General features: G+C 42.1%; 14 protein-coding genes and 1 other annotated feature. Of the genes, 4 read left to right on the forward strand and 10 right to left on the reverse strand.

The window, feature by feature from the left end; all coding sequences use genetic code 11:
* The 10 genes from BP95_RS0109715 to BP95_RS32985 form a co-directional block, all read right to left on the reverse strand.
* Window positions 1-4,508 (reverse strand): non-ribosomal peptide synthetase (locus BP95_RS0109715; RefSeq protein ID WP_036666927.1); only part of this gene is annotated, 4,508 nt, incomplete at its 3' end.
* Window positions 4,509-5,175: 667 nt separating this feature from the next.
* Entirely contained in the window at window positions 5,176-5,742 is a 567-nt protein-coding gene (locus BP95_RS0109725; protein ID WP_036666920.1) for a DL-endopeptidase inhibitor IseA family protein, read from the reverse strand.
* 152 nt (window positions 5,743-5,894) lie between these two features.
* Complete coding sequence (locus BP95_RS0109730; RefSeq protein WP_028532027.1) at window positions 5,895-7,061, reverse strand: alanyl-tRNA editing protein; 1,167 nt, start codon at window positions 7,059-7,061, stop codon at window positions 5,895-5,897.
* A 38-nt stretch (window positions 7,062-7,099) separates the two neighbouring features.
* The gene (locus tag BP95_RS0109735) at window positions 7,100-7,531 is read right to left on the reverse strand and encodes a hypothetical protein (protein WP_028532028.1); all 432 of its coding nucleotides are present in this window, start codon (window positions 7,529-7,531) and stop codon (window positions 7,100-7,102) included.
* Window positions 7,532-7,871: 340 nt separating this feature from the next.
* Window positions 7,872-10,250: a YecA family protein gene (locus BP95_RS30000; protein ID WP_036666921.1), complete on the reverse strand. Its 2,379-nt coding sequence runs from the start codon at window positions 10,248-10,250 to the stop codon at window positions 7,872-7,874.
* A gap of 312 nt (window positions 10,251-10,562) precedes the next feature.
* Window positions 10,563-11,357: a hypothetical protein gene (locus BP95_RS0109745; protein WP_036666922.1), complete on the reverse strand. Its 795-nt coding sequence runs from the start codon at window positions 11,355-11,357 to the stop codon at window positions 10,563-10,565.
* Between the two features lie 202 nt (window positions 11,358-11,559).
* Window positions 11,560-11,889, reverse strand: a complete 330-nt coding sequence (locus tag BP95_RS0109750) for a hypothetical protein (RefSeq protein ID WP_051614040.1) — start codon at window positions 11,887-11,889, stop codon at window positions 11,560-11,562.
* Window positions 11,890-12,068: 179 nt separating this feature from the next.
* Window positions 12,069-12,845 carry an alpha/beta fold hydrolase gene (locus tag BP95_RS0109755; RefSeq protein WP_028532031.1) on the reverse strand — a complete coding sequence of 259 codons (777 nt, stop codon included), beginning with the start codon at window positions 12,843-12,845 and terminating at the stop codon, window positions 12,069-12,071.
* A gap of 57 nt (window positions 12,846-12,902) precedes the next feature.
* Window positions 12,903-13,253 (reverse strand): hypothetical protein, encoded by a 351-nt coding sequence (locus tag BP95_RS0109760; RefSeq protein WP_231515085.1) that lies wholly within the window; start codon window positions 13,251-13,253, stop codon window positions 12,903-12,905.
* A gap of 103 nt (window positions 13,254-13,356) precedes the next feature.
* Entirely contained in the window at window positions 13,357-13,596 is a 240-nt protein-coding gene (locus BP95_RS32985; RefSeq protein ID WP_155987220.1) for a hypothetical protein, read from the reverse strand.
* A gap of 240 nt (window positions 13,597-13,836) precedes the next feature.
* Window positions 13,837-14,062, forward strand: a binding site (T-box leader).
* A gap of 307 nt (window positions 14,063-14,369) precedes the next feature.
* Between BP95_RS32985 and BP95_RS0109765 the strand changes: the two genes are divergently transcribed.
* From BP95_RS0109765 to BP95_RS0109780, 4 genes are all read left to right on the forward strand, one after another.
* A complete protein-coding gene (locus tag BP95_RS0109765) occupies window positions 14,370-15,707 on the forward strand; it encodes a sodium-dependent transporter (RefSeq protein WP_021255879.1) in 1,338 nt (445 codons plus the stop codon).
* 148 nt (window positions 15,708-15,855) lie between these two features.
* The gene (locus BP95_RS0109770) at window positions 15,856-16,353 is read left to right on the forward strand and encodes a MerR family transcriptional regulator (RefSeq protein ID WP_021255878.1); all 498 of its coding nucleotides are present in this window, start codon (window positions 15,856-15,858) and stop codon (window positions 16,351-16,353) included.
* 5 nt (window positions 16,354-16,358) lie between these two features.
* Window positions 16,359-16,799 (forward strand): SRPBCC family protein, encoded by a 441-nt coding sequence (locus BP95_RS0109775; protein WP_021255877.1) that lies wholly within the window; start codon window positions 16,359-16,361, stop codon window positions 16,797-16,799.
* 31 nt (window positions 16,800-16,830) lie between these two features.
* Window positions 16,831-17,301 (forward strand): SRPBCC family protein, encoded by a 471-nt coding sequence (locus tag BP95_RS0109780; RefSeq protein ID WP_021255876.1) that lies wholly within the window; start codon window positions 16,831-16,833, stop codon window positions 17,299-17,301.
* Window positions 17,302-17,315 lie beyond the last annotated feature (14 nt).

The raw sequence follows: 17,315 nt of genomic DNA on the forward strand, positions 1-17,315 counted from the left end.
GGATGCTCCGCCACTTCATGCAGCCATCGCTCGAAGTGTGCCGCCATCCGCTCGATGGTTGACGCGTCGAACAAGTCCGTGCTGTATTCGAAGCTGATGCGCATCCCCTCTTCGGCTTCTTGCACTCCGAGCGTCAAGTCAAACTTCGAGACCGACATAAAGCTGCTTATCGTATCCATCCGGCGTTCCGAGTCCATCGGCAGCTCGCTCGGACGGCTTTGCAGCGTAAACATCGTCTGAAACAATGGCGCATAGCTCGCCGACCGCTCCGGCTGCAGCGCCGCCACGATCTTCTCAAACGGGATGTCCTGATGCTCCTGAGCTTTCCATGCTTTCCCGCGCACTTGCGACACTAACTCCCGGAAGCTTGGATTGGCTGACACATTCACACGGTACACAAGGGTGTTGACAAAAAATCCGATCATCCCCTCGATTTCCCCGTAATGCCGGTTCGCAATCGGACTGCCGACGGCGATATCCGTCTGTCCCGTATAGCGGGAGAGGAATCCTTGGTAGGCGGCGAGCAGCGTCATGAATAACGTCGCTCCCTCTTGACGGCTGAGCGCTTTTAGCTTGACGAGCAAAGCGGCCGGAAGATCAGTTTCATACCGCTCTCCCCGGTAGCTTTGCTGCGCCGGACGCGGACGATCCGTCGGCAGCTGCAGCACAGGCAGCTCCCCGCCCAGCTCTTCCTCCCAGTACGCCAACTGACGGTTCATCACGTCTTCGCTCATCCAGCTCCGCTGCCAATGCGCGTAGTCGGCATATTGCAAGGATAGCGGCGCCAATGCCGCTGGCTGCTCTCTCGCAAACGCCTCATACAGCGCGAGCCATTCCCGGACGAAAATGTCCAGCGACCATCCGTCAAATATGATATGGTGCAGCGTGCACAGCAGCACCCAATCGTTCTCTCCCATCGCGATGGCCTGCGCCCGGATTAACGGCCCCTCGGCCAGTTGGAAGGGCTTGTCTGCCTCCGCTTGCATGAGCGACTTCATCTCGCACTCTCTGTCCTCGCTTGCCAGATAGCGAAGATCCGTCACTGGCAGACGCTCGGGCTTGTGTTCGCGAATGATCTGCACCGGCTCGCCGTTCGCCTCGCCAATGACGGTGCGCAGCGCTTCATGACGCTGAATCAGCGCATGGTAGGCTTGTTCCAACGCGTCCAGCTTCCAGGCTCCCTGTAACCGCCATGCGCATGGAATATTGTACAGCGGACTGTTCGGTTCCAGTTGATCGAGGAACCAGAGCCGCTGCTGGGCATACGATGCTGGCATATTTACGCCTCGTTCCACCGCTTGAATCGGCGGTCGCTTCGCCCCTTCTCCCCCTTGCGCTAACAGCGTTAATCGACGGGATAAGCTTTCGATCGTCGGGTGTTGGAACAGGTCGCGCACCGCCACCTCCACGCCGAACACCTCGCGCAGACGCGAAACCGCTTGCGTCGCCAGCAGCGAGTGGCCTCCCAAATCAAAGAAGGAATCATAGATACCGATCCTTTCCACGCCAAGCAGCTGGCTCCATACCGCCGCAACAAGCTCCTCCGCTGGCGTTTGCGGTGCCGCATAGTCCTCGTGACTCCACGACGACACTGTCGGAATCGGCAGCGCCCTCGTATCGATTTTCCCGTTCGGCGTTATCGGTAAACTATCAAGTTGCACAAAAAACGTTGGCACCATATAGCTTGGCAATCGCTCGCTCAGGTAGGCCCGCCATTCCTGCACGCTGCCTTCTCCGACCAGATACGCCGCCAGTTGCTTTTCCCCGGGCCTGTCTTCCCGCACGACGACGGTCGCCTGCCGCAGAGTCGGATGTTGGTTGAGAATCGCCTCAATCTCACCAACTTCGATCCGGAATCCTCTGATTTTCACCTGTTTGTCCATCCGCCCTAAATAAACCAGATTCCCATCGGGCATCCACTTCACCCAATCCCCTGTCCGGTACATGCGCTCACCCGCAACGAACGGATTGGACACGAATTTGTCCGCTGTCAGGTCAGGCTGGTTCAAATACCCGCGCGCAACGCCGTCTCCGCCCAGACAAAGCTCCCCCGGCACGCCGACAGGATTTAAGTGATTGTGCTGATTGACCACATACGCCGTTGAGTTGCCGATCGGTTTACCGATAGGGATCTGTTCCTCATACGCACGGTCAATCAAGAAACACGTGGAGAACGTCGTATTCTCGGTCGGACCGTACCCGTTCCACAGCGACAATTCTGGAGAAGCACGCAGCACCTGATTGACATGAACCGGCGACAACGCATCCCCGCCGATGATGAGATGCTGAAGACCCGCGAACATAGCAGCGTCTTTTTGAACGAGCTGGTTGAACAATGGAGATGTCAGCCACATCGTCGTCAACTTATGACGATGTACAAATGCCGCCAGCGCGGGCGCATCCAGCAACGTTTCCCTTGGGATAGGATACAGCGATCCTCCGTTCAGCAGCGCGCCGAACACTTCAAACGTGCTGGCATCGAACCCGATCGCACCGGTTTGAGCCATTCTATCTTCGGCGCTGAAAGGGATGTAGCCCGCTTGTTTTACCAGACGAACCACGTTCCGCTGTTCTACAACGACGCCTTTCGGGTTTCCGGTAGATCCTGACGTATACATGACGTAAGCTGCGTTTTGCGGTGTCGTCATGATCGGCGGATTCCGATCGCACTCCTGTGACAGCATCTTCTGATCGGCAGCGCTGTCCAGAGAGATGCGCGTGATAGGCTCTTGCACCCATCCGCTTGCCTCGCTCTGGGTCACCAGAAACTCAATTCCTGCATCGTGGGCCATGTAAGTCAGACGCTGCTGCGGATACGACGGATCCATCGGCACATACGCGCCCCCAACTTTCAGGATCCCCATGATCCCGACGATCAGATCCGCCGAGCGTTCCATGCAGATTCCAACCAGCGTCTCCGGCTTCACACCTTTCTTTCGCAAACAGTGTGCCAGTTGGTTAGCCCGCGCATTCAGTTCCCCATACGTCAGCTGGCGCTCTTCGTCAACGACAGCCACCGCTTCCGGCCGTGCCGCTGCCTGTTCCTCGAACAGCTCCTGAATCACCTGATCCCGTGGATACGCCGTCTTCGTCCGGTTCCATGCCACCAGTTGCTGCTGCTCCTCATCCTGAGATAAAAGACGAATGTCAGCCATTCTTTCTTCAGCATTATCCAGAACCGTTTGAATAAAATGATCAAAATGACGAATCCATCTTTGAATTGAATCTTCATGAAAAATATCTTTATTATATTCAAAATTCGCTGCAAACGTTCCATTACTTTCCTGTTCAACAAATAAAGTCAGATCGAATTTGGAGACCTTCTTATCCAAAGGAAACGGAGCGAGCTTTAGCCCGTGCAAATCGAAAACATTTGTAGCATTGCCTAGAAAAATAGCCGCATCTTGCTTGCAAGCTTTTTGCAATACAAACCCCGCTTGGAAAACCGCTGGAATACTCATATCACGCTGAAGACTGTTTTCGCTAACCATAAGCGAGAAGGGATAATCCTGATGATTGGTACAATCCGTTAATTCTTCTTGTACTTGCAGAAGCAATTGTTTAAAAGAGTCATTTTCACTAAAACGCATCCGAATTGGAAGTAAATTCACAAAGTAACCACAAGAATGATGGAAATTTCGATTCTTTCTACCGTATCTGGGCGTTCCAACGATAATTTCGTTTTGCCCCGATAACCGATGTAAAAAAGCAGAGTAGAGAGCTAATAACACGCGATTCAAAGACTTGTCTACTTTGTTGCAAAATGCAGACAGCTTCTCGCTCGTTTTTGCCTCCAAGGCAAAAGGCGCCAGTCCTCCGGCAAAAGCAGGAACAGGCGGACGCTTCTTATCAGTTGGCAGTTCCAGCACAGGAAGTTCGCCTGATAGTTTATGTTTCCAGAACTGCGCTGATGTTTGCCCAGCTTCGCTCTGTAACAGGCTTTCCTGCCAACTGACAAAATCCGAATACGAGAACTCCACGCATTGCAGTTGGGTATTCTCTTGCAGATCTCCGTTATATAAACGTTTATACAATAAACCAAACTCATCTAATATCAGAGATAAAGACCAGCCGTCAAAAACAATATGATGGAGTACGATGTACAGCACATAATGTTCCTCGCTAAAACACAGCAACCTGACTTTAAACAATGGCCCATTGCTCAGGTCAAAACTCTCCTGAGACTCTGCCAACAGGTACTGGTTAACTGCCGACTCTCCCCAGTCCCCTACTGCGATTGACTTGAAATCGAGAACTGGTTCGCTATACACTTTTTGCACAGGCTCTTCTTCCATTATAAAGACAGTTCGGTAACATTCATGACGTTTTACGAATTCAATAAAAGCATTTTGTACAGTTTCTATATCCAGCTTTGAATAAATATGCCACGCAAACGATTCATTGTAGCAAGTGTTGTTTGGAAACATCGAATCATGCGATAAAAGCGGGATTTGTCCCTTTGACAACGGAATTGTTTTGATAAATGTTTTACTTGACAAGTAAACCATCCCTTTCCGAATATGATTTTTTACGTGTTCACTTACTCTGTTTCCTCACATACAGTACAGTTATTGAATTCATAATCAATGACGCTCTATTCAAGACGGAAGTCATCACTTCCTTCCCTTCAATTTGCTGGCACCTTGTCGCCCGAATCGTGGCGACAAATGGTACCTTTTGTAATTATATAAAGGAATTATTAAGAATCATGTCGAAATCCGTTAATTTTTTGTAACACAATACGAATTGTTGTTTTTTTGACATAATTGTAAAGTTTATGATCAATACCCAAAATGTGCATTGACCAATCCAAAATATGAGTTATGAACAGCTTCATTCCAGAAAAACGAAAGTAACACAAAGAAAGCCCGTACCTTAAAGGCACGAGCCGCCGACATTTATGTTCAAGCTTAACGATATTTAATCTTCAAATCACCGACACAGGTTAATGTACGTATCTGCTTGATGAAGGCTTCTACGAAACATCTGCTAGAGATCAAGGGCCGCATTGCCCGCATGCGAATATTGTGTTAGGCGATTGATCTGCCATCCACTTGCAAACCTCATGTTCGTAATGAAGAGCTCTTGGGGGACAATGGTATTAAACATTAACCATCCTCTTAAGCAGAGCTTTCGATTGTATGATCAAAAACATGATGGGAGTTTTCTGCCCTATTATTGCTTCATTTCTGAGAATAATAAACCGTTCGATGCAATCCTCCAGCCTGCGTTTTGTACATATTCATATTCTACTTTTGATGTATTGACGTCTCTTTCTCCGTCCAAGCCTACATACATATCGAGAATTGCTTTTGTTCTGTTCGCATTCTGTTCGATGGTAACTTTGCGTATAGAATCCTTTGATTTTTGGGAGTAACCTCCGTCGAATAGTTCTGCCAGAACTCCGTTTTTATCATGTTGTATACGGAAATTTCCCATGATTTCTTCAATATACTTCGGAGTGTAAAATGGATCCAGCTTGTTTCTAATGTCCGCTTCAGTTGTCGCATCACAAATATAAGTAAAGTAGTGATCTTCTGATTGAAAGCTATCACACCTGGGATCTAACGCTTTATTACGATCCATCTGGCCAAATACAACAATCGTCGATAACTGGTTTTCGCCTTCTATGGCCAATCGAATCGCTTCTTCTTTCGTTAATTCTTGCTCGACATTTGTCGTACAGCCAACCAGCAGAAAAAGCATAGATAACAACAATATCTCTAATTTTACTATTTTCAATTTGAATCGTCCCTTTTCATTGGCTTGAACATTTTATGTATTTGCTAGTCAATGCTCTCGATGACAGGTGTAAATACGTCGCAACCCAGCTTTAGATAGCTGGTATCTTAGGCTGGGCCGCGTGTTGTCTGTTTAAAACAAATCTATTTCCCTTATAGTGACTCTGCTGCAAATTGATAAAAAGCCTCTGCATCCTCTCGAGTGGCAAATCCAGCCTGTGCCATCTTGTCGCTGCCTCCTCCTTTGCCGCGATAATCAGCCAAATGCTGTTTGAAGAAGGCACCGCAGGCAAGACCATCCTCTCCTCCTCGGGCGAGCAGTACCTTATGATCAGAGTTGGACATGAAAAGCACGATAACGTCACCTTGTTCGGTGAGCTTAGCAGCCAAGTTCTGCATGTCCTTCAGCATCTTATCCGTGAATACATGCTTAACTAAGCTTCCCTGACGGTCTGCCAACAGCTTCTCAGCCAGATAAGCATCATTCTCAGCCTTCACCGCATTCAATTCAGCTTGCAGCTGTTTCTGCTCCTGATCCCATTTTTCAATCCGATCCAAGATCTCTTCCTTTCCCGTATTGAATCGGGCCGCTAGACTGCCGAGAATCTCCACACCGGCATTAAATTCGTTCAACGCACGGTATCCACACTTAAAATAGATACGCATATGCCCCTTCTGCTTCTCAGCTCTCAACAGCTTGATCATTCCAATCTCACCTGTTGCTGAGACGTGTGTGCCGCCACAAGCGTTATATTCGATACCTTCGATTTCAACGATTCGAATATGATCGGTTACTTTCGGCTGCTTCACTAGTGGCAGCTCGGCCGCTTGCTCCTGAGTCACAACATAATTCGTTACCTTGCGATTCAGGTAAATCTGATCATTAACCTCCAGTTCCAACATCATAAGCTGATCCTTCGGCAAATCAGGTCGGGCAACATCAATCGTGGCATAATCCTCACCTAGGTGGAAGCTGAGCGTCTCCGCCTGGCATGCTTCCAGACACATAGCTGACAGCAGATGCTGGCCGCTATGTTGCTGCATATGGTCGAACCTTCTATCCCAATTCAATCGGCAGTCGACCTCCTCCACCTCAGGATTACTCTCGACTTTGTGCAGAATTTCCCCTTCCTCGAGAACGACATCAAGAACCGGAATTTTATTGATCCACCCCAGATCACTGGGCTGTCCCCCGCCGTGTGGATAAAAGGCTGTCTCATTTAATACCAGATAAGTTCCATCCTCCCGCTCCACTCTGCGAGTGATTTGAGTCTTCCACTCCCGGATATAGGCGGATTCATAATATAGCTTCTTCGTCATCTTCATGTCCTCACTGTTCCTAGATTACATTTACTTTACTATAAAAGAGCTCTATATTCCTCTGGTATTAACTGAAGTCTTTGCTGAATTGTTAGTAATATACGATACGATTCTAAATCTCGGGTTTCAAGACCGAATCTAGAATCATCCATAATGACCGGCTTATCAAATTCAATAACTTCTACAACTTCCCCAGTATAAATCCCTTCTTTATATTGCTTATATGTAAACTTCTCTTCTTGCTTCACTCTTTCGATATGCGTATGTTTTCCGTCCATGAAGGAACATTCAAATCGTGTACTTATATACTCAGCGTCAGCATCTTTTCGATGCTTAAACACGATAATATCCTCACATACAAGATTGAAAAACATGATATAACCAATGTCCGTCCCTGTAAAAACAACTACACTGTCCTCAAAACAATCATAAAAAAATTTCCCTGACGACCAAATACCTAAAGTGTCCATACTGCATTCATCCTTCAAATGATTGATTATTCAACATGATTCCTCATTCTGAAGAATCTTTCTATATACAACACCATGAATATGTACAAGCTTTTTTTGCTTTTCTAATGCTTCAAATAAATTCAACATATCACCAAATGGATTATCAAAACGAAATTAAATGTTTAAGATTATCAGTTGATTTCAAAAAGTTATAAAAAAAGTGGGGATCGGCATCGCGACAGATTCACGAATAGTCTTTAACAGCCGTTTCTCGCTTTAGACTTTCTATTCCTTATATAAGCTCTTGAAAGATTGAGGCGAAGTTAGATCTCGCAACGTAGTACAATTATGTGTGATTCTATTTCATTAATTCATATTTCCTGCAACATTTCTTATACTTATTGCCACTACCACATGGACAAGGTTCGTTAACTTTCACATTTTTATACATCCGATTCCCAGCCTCTGTATAATTAATAAATAATTCCTTACTACTAATCTTGCCTGATAAATAATCGAAACAATGCCCAACATTGAGCATTTCTTTAGAGATTACTATGAATGATTTATCTAATTGTTTATTTAAACTCGTACCATAGTTCATTATTTCATATAATGCTTTACTAGTATTATTAAAAATTGATTTAACGTATTCTATTAGCCATTTTTCATCTGAATGGACTATGTATTCGTCTATTATCATTTCAATAAATTTTGTCTTATCCATTATCGCCCCAAATACTAATTGATTAGCTTGACCTGTTCGAAAAGTACGATTTTTCTCATCTACGATATCTTTCCATACAGGATATATTAGTTTATGAATACCTGTAAGAAATCTATTATCTTTACTTTCGTCTTCAGCAGAAGTTATATTGAAAACACTCTCTATTTTGGTTGTTAGCATATACATTAATATCCAACAATCTTTTTTTATCCCACTTTCATTTAGTGAATTCAACATATAATCAGTACGAACTTGAATATATCCAATTTTTATAGCATCCCGATCACTTACTTCGAGTTTTACATTTGTGATATAGGGTTTTGCCTGAACTAAAGGCACGAATATTGCACTAATTGACTCAAATGAAAAAGTTTCAGCTTCTCCCATAAATCTTCCGGATATCTCAAGAGTAGTATTATCGAAATTGCTTTCACTATCAATGATAATGCCAAATAGTCCAAGCAGACTATAGAAACCAAGGATTTGTTCTTTTTCATCTTTCTTTTCGAAAAATGCATCAACATTCTCTATTTTATCTTTGAAATTAATTAAAAATGCCGTAAAAGCAGCTATTGATGAATAGACCGTTTCAGATAAAAGATTCAATTGTTCAAAAAACTCGTCAAACTCATACTCCTTTGTTGAAATAAATTTTGATTTTTGTTGTTTGTTACGTAATACTACTTTCTTATTTGTGATATCAATATCATAATCAACATGGGCCTCAGAGTGCCTTATTATGCTATCAACACCCTCAACAAAGTAGTTTAGTTTTAACTTATTTAGTGAAGAAAACTGTCCACAAATATTTCCAAAACCAGTCCAATTAATCAACTCTTCAATATCAGAAGTTTTTTCTCTTTCAATATTACTTGCCAACATTAAGAAAGTCATAGAATCTCTATATATTCCCTCACATAAATCCTTATACCATTTCAGAGCGTTATTCATTAATACTTGATCCGAAGGATTGTTTCCAAACACAAATGCCATTGCGATTGATAACTCACTAAGCTTACTGAACATATATCTATATTTATTACTGTACCGCTCAAGAAAATCTTTAACTAAATTATCATCCTTCACAAATGCCTTTTCGTACAAGTTATATGCGATAGCAACCTTCCTAAGGAAGCTCTCATCATCAAATGCAATTATCCCAACGTGCCTGTAGATTGATAAATTTATCAAATCATCATTTGAATAGTACTCTTCATCCTTTGAAAGTATTGAGCGGAAATAATATCTTGTTTTTTGACATACATTAATAAGGCGATCTTCAATAGTGCCTTCACTAGAAGTTTGCCATACCATACTCAATATTGCAGAGTAGTTCATTTCACCATTCTGAAACAACTCGGTTATGTTCTCGATATTTCGCGCTCCAAAGATACTGCCTAATAGACCAATCTCATTAGCAGCATTATCTAACTTATTTTGAGATGACTCTTTAAGTTGATTCGCATCATCTAAGTTAAGTGCTACGGTAGACATTATGAGTTCAACGGCTGATTCCTTGAAAGAAATAATTGATAGAAGTAACCTTTTATAAACATTTCGAAACACTTTTGATGGCTCATACAAAGAAATTCTCCCCAGTAAATTATAGAGCTCTTCAAAAAATCTATTAATCTCTCTTACTTTTTCAATTGTTTCAATTGACTCTACACTCTTTTGCGTCATATCAATTGAAGTGAATATTTCAAAACTTAATTTTTTACTCAATGTGCTGATATATTCTGATATTATGTCCATTTCATTTTCATAGCTAATCTTTTCAAGTAGACCTTTCCTGAGATCCCTCTTTAGCTCTTTGTATTCTTTTTCTCCCTGTGTAATTGTCAATAGTACATTTTCTAGTAGTACTTTACGAGACTCCAAAAATGGATCTGAGGTAAGGCAAACATCATCAAGTGAAACTCCACATTCTTTACAAATAGTATTTGTACATTCATTTAAATGCTCTTCATCACATTCTATAACGTAAAAATCCAGAGCAATGTTAATCATTTTATATTAACTCCTTCTTCTCTTTTTTCTCCTGGAAGTTCCTATCCTTCAGATTTATATTTCTAATAATCTTTATAGGTATTCATCTAAATTCTGATTACAAGGAATTCAAAAATATCTCAACATTTTATACTACCTTCCCTTCTACTTCTAATCGAATTAAAGGAAAGTTTTCTTCTTTTCTCGAAATCGTTTTTATATACACGAAATGACCCAGCCTTAGATAGCTCTTATCTTAGGCTAAGTCATCATTCCTTCCACGATTATACAAATTACAATCAAAGGGCGATAGCCTTGATCGTGTTATTCTTGTTATTCTCCATTTACCGCGATCATCTGCACCACCGGTCGGCCGTCACCCTTCAGTTCGATGTTACCAGCGAGTAGTTGTGAAGAGCCGTCCCCGTCTAGAAATATGGCCTCATTCAACTCCCCAGCGGCAATACTTCCCTTAATCGCAGTACGAAATTTTTCTGCCGTACATTTGGTAGAAGTAACAACCAGGTATAATTTCCCATAATTATCATAGACCATACCACTGCGAAGGCGCTCGTCATCGGGAAACGGCAATCCTTCTTCTTGAACCGCAATTCTGTACCAGTTGCTATCGTCCTTTATATTCATACTGATTCCACCCTGAGCCCAGAACTTCGCAGCATCTGTGATATGCAGATCATCGACGCTTGCAGCTCGTTGCACGTCGACTATTTTTGTGACCCGATCATAAACGATGGTTCCCCGAGCATATTTGACATTAAACCAGCCTGATCCGTATTCTTTCGGACTTCCGCTTACGGGCATACCATCCACAACCGCGATACTTAACAACAGATTTCCCCAAAAGAATCCACCATTTATCCCATTGGTTCCCGATCTCACGACGTTGTTGTTTATGCTATAAAGCGAAATACGACTCGGCTCCGTCTTCAGCACATGAAGAACAACACCGTTTTCAGCAGTTATTTGAAAGTAGTTCACTTCTTTTGGATGATCGCCTTTACTTAAGTGCCATATCGTAACGACCTCTAAAATTAGATATAAAACACATAAATAAATCGGAAAAGAACGTCTTATAACGGCGAATCTTTCATTCGTAATTCCTTTCATATCCGCTCGTCCCCTTATACGTTACTTGCTAATAGATTTGACGTTCTTGGAAAATTTCGCTGCGTAGATGGTGTTAATAAGCGGTTGACGACTTCCATAATTATACATCTGACATTCAAGGAAAAATAGTCTTCTCTATACTTAAATATGGTGTTAGATGAGGCCATGACTCTCTTCGAGTTCCTATCGATTCCTGTAATCGCTAACATTCAAAAAAGGGAAACACAGCTATGTACGTATTAAATTTACCTTCCCATTCGTTCCAATCACCTGATCTTAGAGTCCCTGCAATCTGCAGCCCTGATGGCTCTACTGATGCCCATAGAAAGAAGTCAGTTTTACCTTCTTCACCAAACCAACATGGTTGACCAATATGATTTATAATTATTTGAGATGGGAGCAAAGAATAAATTTCAGCCAATCTATCCCATGAATCGTTAGTGAATTTCTCAAAATCCAAACAATATACACGATCAATATTAATAATTGGTTCGTCCTTAATCTCGGAATTATCGTAAAAACAAATTATCAATTTTGTCTCTCCTTATATACACTCGTAAAGATTAACTCGTTACTGTAATAAAAGCCTGATAAAAACCATATCCGCAATTTTAGCGACCAACCTTTCTTTGAGTAAGCAAACCTTTCTCCCGTAGGTAGGAAAACAGGTTGAACTGTAAATCAACGACTTTTCGAAGTACTGTCAATCCATTACCTTACAAGGGTAAGTCCGAACGGTAATTCTCGGTCATGAATCCAGGCTTCAACAAGCTTGTTAAATAACTCAGGTTGGGCAAGAGATACTCCATGACCAACATTAGGTATGATAACGCCTTTACAATGGATTGTGTTATCTACGATGTCTAATAAGGATTTCCTCATCATTTTCTTCTCTTTTTCCCCAACCGTAATTAAAATCTTTGATGCAGACTTACTGAAATCTGTTGGTATACGAAAAGACATGTTTTCTTCTAAAATCTGAATAAGAAGGTTCATATCCATGTTACTGGTTTCTTTATAATAGGTTTCAAACATTTCCTCACCAATGTATAACTGTTTAGCTTGAAGCTTCGAGAAAGTTCGATTTTTTGTTAGCCCATAAGTTAACCGGATGGCAGGTGGAATCATTTTATTAACGAATGGAACTGGTCTGACAAGTACACTATTTATTATTGAATAATCTACTATATCTGGGTTCATACTTAGTATTTCCATAGCAACTTGTGCGCCTAAAGAAAATCCGATTAGAATCACTTTTTTACCTTGTGCTTTAGTTAGAATCAAATTTAATATTTCTTCAGCACAATTATGAATAGAAAAGTCTGTGCAAGGACTCTTTCCATGTCCAGGTAAGTCCGGAACTAAGCAATGATAATCAGTAAAGTATTCAATTTGCTTCGCCCACATCCAACCACTCACTCCTCCCCCATGTAAGAAAACGATGAGAGAAGCTTCTGTATTTCCCGACTCTGTGTAATGTAGCTTCAATGGATTCCACCCTTTACTTTTTCACTTGATCTTACGAGTTGCGCAACAATGATCTAATTACACTTTTTGTTGTTCTTCCATCCATTCTTCAAGTGCCACTTTAATTAAAAATCGATCTTTTGAAGAGATGCTTTTAATTTGATTCCATTGTCCATCAACAAGTTGCAAATGGTAATGACCATTTATATCTGAATCCGGGTACCAACCTAAATCAAAGAGTAAAGCGTCTTCACTTTCAGGAATGTACCATTTTCCATTTTTAATTTTCAGTTTAACGATCTGTAATAAATCTTCTGTGAAGAATCCCCAGTTCTCAATTAGGTAATCATTACCCTCACTAAGGATAGGATCTATATCGTAGAGTTTGTTATAGGTTACGGCATAACCTGCTGGCACCTTAAGTTGCATTAGATTCAATTATCTCATCCTCTCATACATACTTTGGTCATTTGGATCAGCTACACTTAGTTGGACAGAAAAATAAGGGTTGTTTACTTTAGATGATGCCACGTTATGAATCATTGCCGATATTAAATACAGTTACTGTTATCCCAGTATTACTAGTGACAAAGTTGATTGACCACATGTGGCTTACTGACAATTTCCCACTAACTTTATCAAAAGTTCTTTTTACTAAAAACTTTTGATCTACGTTATAAATTACTGGATAAACTTTATCAAGGCCATGTTTAAGTTTAAGCTCTCTAGCCGTTTCACTTACAGATTCGCTACTTGCTTGAATCGGCTTCAATCCGAATTTCTCAACTAAATATAAGTTAGATTCAGTTATTTTTTCGGAATATTTCCCTGACTAAATATTACAATCGTTTGTGATTTTAAGTAAAGGAATATCACGGAAATAAGTCCAATAGTGTTCATTCAAAAGTATTTATAGCGAAAAACAAAAAATAATACATAGAAAATCAAAAATTAGTTGACACAATTTTTAATGCGTGATAAAAATGTTAATATCCATTTCGGAAAACTACATATTTGGGCTATGAAAGGATAAAGTAGTGGAAATCTCCCTATCTCAGAGAGCTGATGGTTGGTGTGAATCAGCATATAGATTATTCATGAAGTTCGTCCTGGAGCATCTTTCATAAATCTCACTTGTGAGGAAATGAAAGACGGTAGTGAATACCGTTATCAAATAAAGTGGTGAAGAATTTTGTTCACAACTAGGGTGGTACCGCGATATATATATCGTCCCTACGTATTTACGTAGGGACGTTTTTTATTCAGGTCTTACTTTTGTTGTATCTTCATAACTAGGGTGGTACCGCGATATTTTATCGTCCCTACGTATTTGCGTAGGGACGTTTTTATTTAGGTCTTACTCTTGTTGTATCTTCACAACTAGGGTGGTACCGCGATATTTCATCGTCCCTACGTATTTACGTAGGGACGTTTTTTATTTGAAAGGAAGTGGTTGTATGAGAAAGGATCCACGATAGAACAATTTGAATAAAGACCGAATCGTAATAGACAAAGAAACAGAAGAAGCAGAGAGGAGATAAAGAGATGGATTCACAGCAATGGACATCGAAATTAGGTTTCATTTTAGCTGCAGCAGGTTCTGCAATTGGTCTTGGCGCGATTTGGAAGTTCCCGTATATGGCCGGTATTGGAGGCGGTGGCGCGTTCTTTCTTATTTTCATCGGTTTCACTTTATTAATAGGTTTACCGTTATTATTGGCGGAATTTGTAATTGGAAGAAGTGCACAAAAAGAGGCTGTTGAGGCATATAGAGATATTGCTCCTAAGACGCTATGGCCGTGGGTCGGTAAATTAGGGATTGTAACCTGCTTCATATTGCTTTCATTCTACAGTGTTGTAGGAGGATGGATTCTATTATATTTGTGGAACGCAATTACAGGCAGACTATGGGAAGGAAATGGCGCGTACGAAGCAACTTTTGGTGAAATCATTTCCAATCCATATTTGGCGGTTGGAGCACAGCTATTATTTATTCTTATTACTATTTTTATCGTAAGTAAAGGTGTGCAAAACGGTGTTGAAAAAGTAAATAAATATTTCATGCCCGCACTATTTGTTTTATTCTTTGTATTAATTGTTCGAGCACTTACATTAGATGGTGCCGGAGAAGGAGTTCGTTTCTTCTTACAACCAGATTTCTCACATGTAACATCTGAAATTGTGTTATATGCGATGGGGCAATCGTTCTTCTCATTATCTGTCGGTGTAGGAGTCATGGTAACGTATAGCTCATACTTACCGAAAGAAGAAAGTTTACCGCGTTCCGCATTTTCTATCGTCGGTTTAACGCTTGTGATTACATTGCTTGCTGGACTTGCTATTTTCCCGGTTGTATTCGCATTTGGAATGGAACCATCTCAAGGGCCAGGTCTATTATTTATTGTATTGCCAGCGATTTTCAGCAAAATGGCATTCGGAAAACTATTCTTCATTATTTTCCTGTTACTATTTTTCTTTGCAACGATAACATCCGCAATTTCGATGTTGGAAATTAGCGTTGCCTCTTTAACGAAAAAAGGGAGCGGAAAACGGGAAAAAACGGCACTGATTGTTGGATTACTAATCTTTGTTGTAGGGATTCCATCGGCGCTATCATATGGCGTATTAAGCGATGTGAAATTATTTGGCAAAACCGTCTTTGATTTAGCAGACTTTACAGTAAGTAATGTTCTTATGCCACTCGGTGTATTATTAGTTGCGATCTTTGTACCGTTAAAAATGAAGAAAGATGTATTAATGAGAGAATTGGAAGTAAGTAAAAATAAAGGCTATAAATTATTCGTATTATGGTTATTCTTACTTCGCTATATAGCACCAATTGCAATTATGATCGTGTTTTTAAATGTAATTGGAGTGATTTAGAAATACAAAAGGCCCTAGCATAACGTTATGTTAGGGCCATTTCGTTATATTTTTTCCGTTACAAGAGATAACACTTGCACCTGACGTAACGTCATGTTTTATAGTATAGTTGCCGGCAAATAGATGCGCAGCACAAAAAGAGGTGATTATGGAGCAGCTTTGGAAAGTCGGAGATCTTGCTAAGCTCACAGGACTCACATTACGAACATTGAGATTTTACGATCAGATTGGCCTGTTTTCTCCTTCGGCGCATTCCGATTCGGGGCACAGGCTGTATAACCAGGCCGACCTATCGAGACTGCAGCAAATTTTGTCCTTAAAAGAGCTAGGCTTATCGCTTGAGGAGATTAAGTCCGTAGTAACCGGCGGCCATTTTAGTCCGCTGCAAATTGTGTCGCTGCAAATCGCCCGTCTAAAAGAAACGATCCAGATGCAACAAAAGCTTTTGGCCGGATTGGAATCCGTGTCCGAACTCATGCTTTTGAAACAACCAGTGACGGTTGAAGATTTTACAAAATTATTAGAAATGATGAAAAAGAGCCAAGAAAAAGTGATCCTCGAACGTTGGATGAATTGGGAGCATCGCCTGGATCAGCTGGGCGACCTCCTCGACAAGAATACCGACGAATCGAATCAAGGGAGCTGAAAATCATGAACGAACGATCTTCCATTCATCACACTTTCGTCGTTGAGCGAGTGTACAAAGCTTCGCCAGCAAAGGTTTTTGCCTACTGGGCGAATCCTCACATGAAAGAGCAATGGTTTTCGAAAGCAGATGAGTTTGACTTCCGGGTCGGCGGTGGAGAACGCACTCAAGGTGGGCCTCCCGGCGGAGCGGTGTTTACCTTCAATGCCCGGTACCACGACATTGTGCCGGACGAGCGCATCGTTTATACCTATACGTTGGATATGGGCGAGACGCGAATTTCCGTTTCCGCAACGACCGTCGAGTTCAAGCCAGAGGGAGAAGGCACAAAGCTGATTTTCACCGAACAAGGCGTCTTTCTCGATGGCCACGATACACCGGCTCAGCGCGAGCACGGAACCAAGGAGATGATGGATAAGCTGGGTGTGCAGTTGGAGATCGACTAACCTATTCAAACTATGTAAAGGAGGAACGAGCATGACAGAAAACCATGCGGCAAATAGCGAAACCAGCTCAGCGGAAGAATACGAATTGGTAACAACGAGGGTGATAAATGCATCCCCTGCTCTCGTTTACGAAGCCTGGACTAAACCCGAGCATTTGGCACAGTGGTGGGGTCCGAACGGGTTTACAAACACTTTTCACGAATTTGATTTACGGCCGGGAGGGACATGGGAGTTTGTGATGCACGGACCGAACGGAGTTGATTATCCCAATAAAAGCGAATTTGTCGAAATCGGGCCAGAACGGATCGTGCTGCGGCACGTATGTGAACCCCATTATCAACTCACGGCAACCTTCGAGGATCTTGGCGGTACAACCAGACTAACATGGCGCCAGCTTTTCGAAGACGCTGCCGTATTCAACGCCATCAAGAAAATTTCAACTCCAGCCAACGAAGAAAATCTTGATCGGCTCGAAGCGCAGTTGCAGAAGATGTCCATCTGAGAACCTAAGGCGAG

Origin of the sequence: Paenibacillus sp. UNC217MF (assembly GCF_000686865.1) — a bacterium.
Lineage (GTDB): Bacteria > Bacillota > Bacilli > Paenibacillales > Paenibacillaceae > Paenibacillus_B > Paenibacillus_B suaedae.

Bases quoted from the DNA above. Each gene is read 5' to 3' on its own strand.
- BP95_RS0109730 (WP_028532027.1), bottom strand. From the start codon at position 7,061: ATGACGAAGAAGCTATATTATGAATCCGCCTATATCCGGGAGTGGAAG.
- BP95_RS0109735 (WP_028532028.1), bottom strand. From the start codon at position 7,531: ATGGACACTTTAGGTATTTGGTCGTCAGGGAAATTTTTTTATGATTGT.
- BP95_RS30000 (WP_036666921.1), bottom strand. From the start codon at position 10,250: ATGATTAACATTGCTCTGGATTTTTACGTTATAGAATGTGATGAAGAG.
- BP95_RS0109745 (WP_036666922.1), bottom strand. From the start codon at position 11,357: ATGAAAGGAATTACGAATGAAAGATTCGCCGTTATAAGACGTTCTTTT.
- BP95_RS0109760 (WP_231515085.1), bottom strand. From the start codon at position 13,253: ATGCAACTTAAGGTGCCAGCAGGTTATGCCGTAACCTATAACAAACTC.
- BP95_RS0109765 (WP_021255879.1), top strand. From the start codon at position 14,370: ATGGATTCACAGCAATGGACATCGAAATTAGGTTTCATTTTAGCTGCA.
- BP95_RS0109770 (WP_021255878.1), top strand. From the start codon at position 15,856: ATGGAGCAGCTTTGGAAAGTCGGAGATCTTGCTAAGCTCACAGGACTC.
- BP95_RS0109775 (WP_021255877.1), top strand. From the start codon at position 16,359: ATGAACGAACGATCTTCCATTCATCACACTTTCGTCGTTGAGCGAGTG.
- BP95_RS0109780 (WP_021255876.1), top strand. From the start codon at position 16,831: ATGACAGAAAACCATGCGGCAAATAGCGAAACCAGCTCAGCGGAAGAA.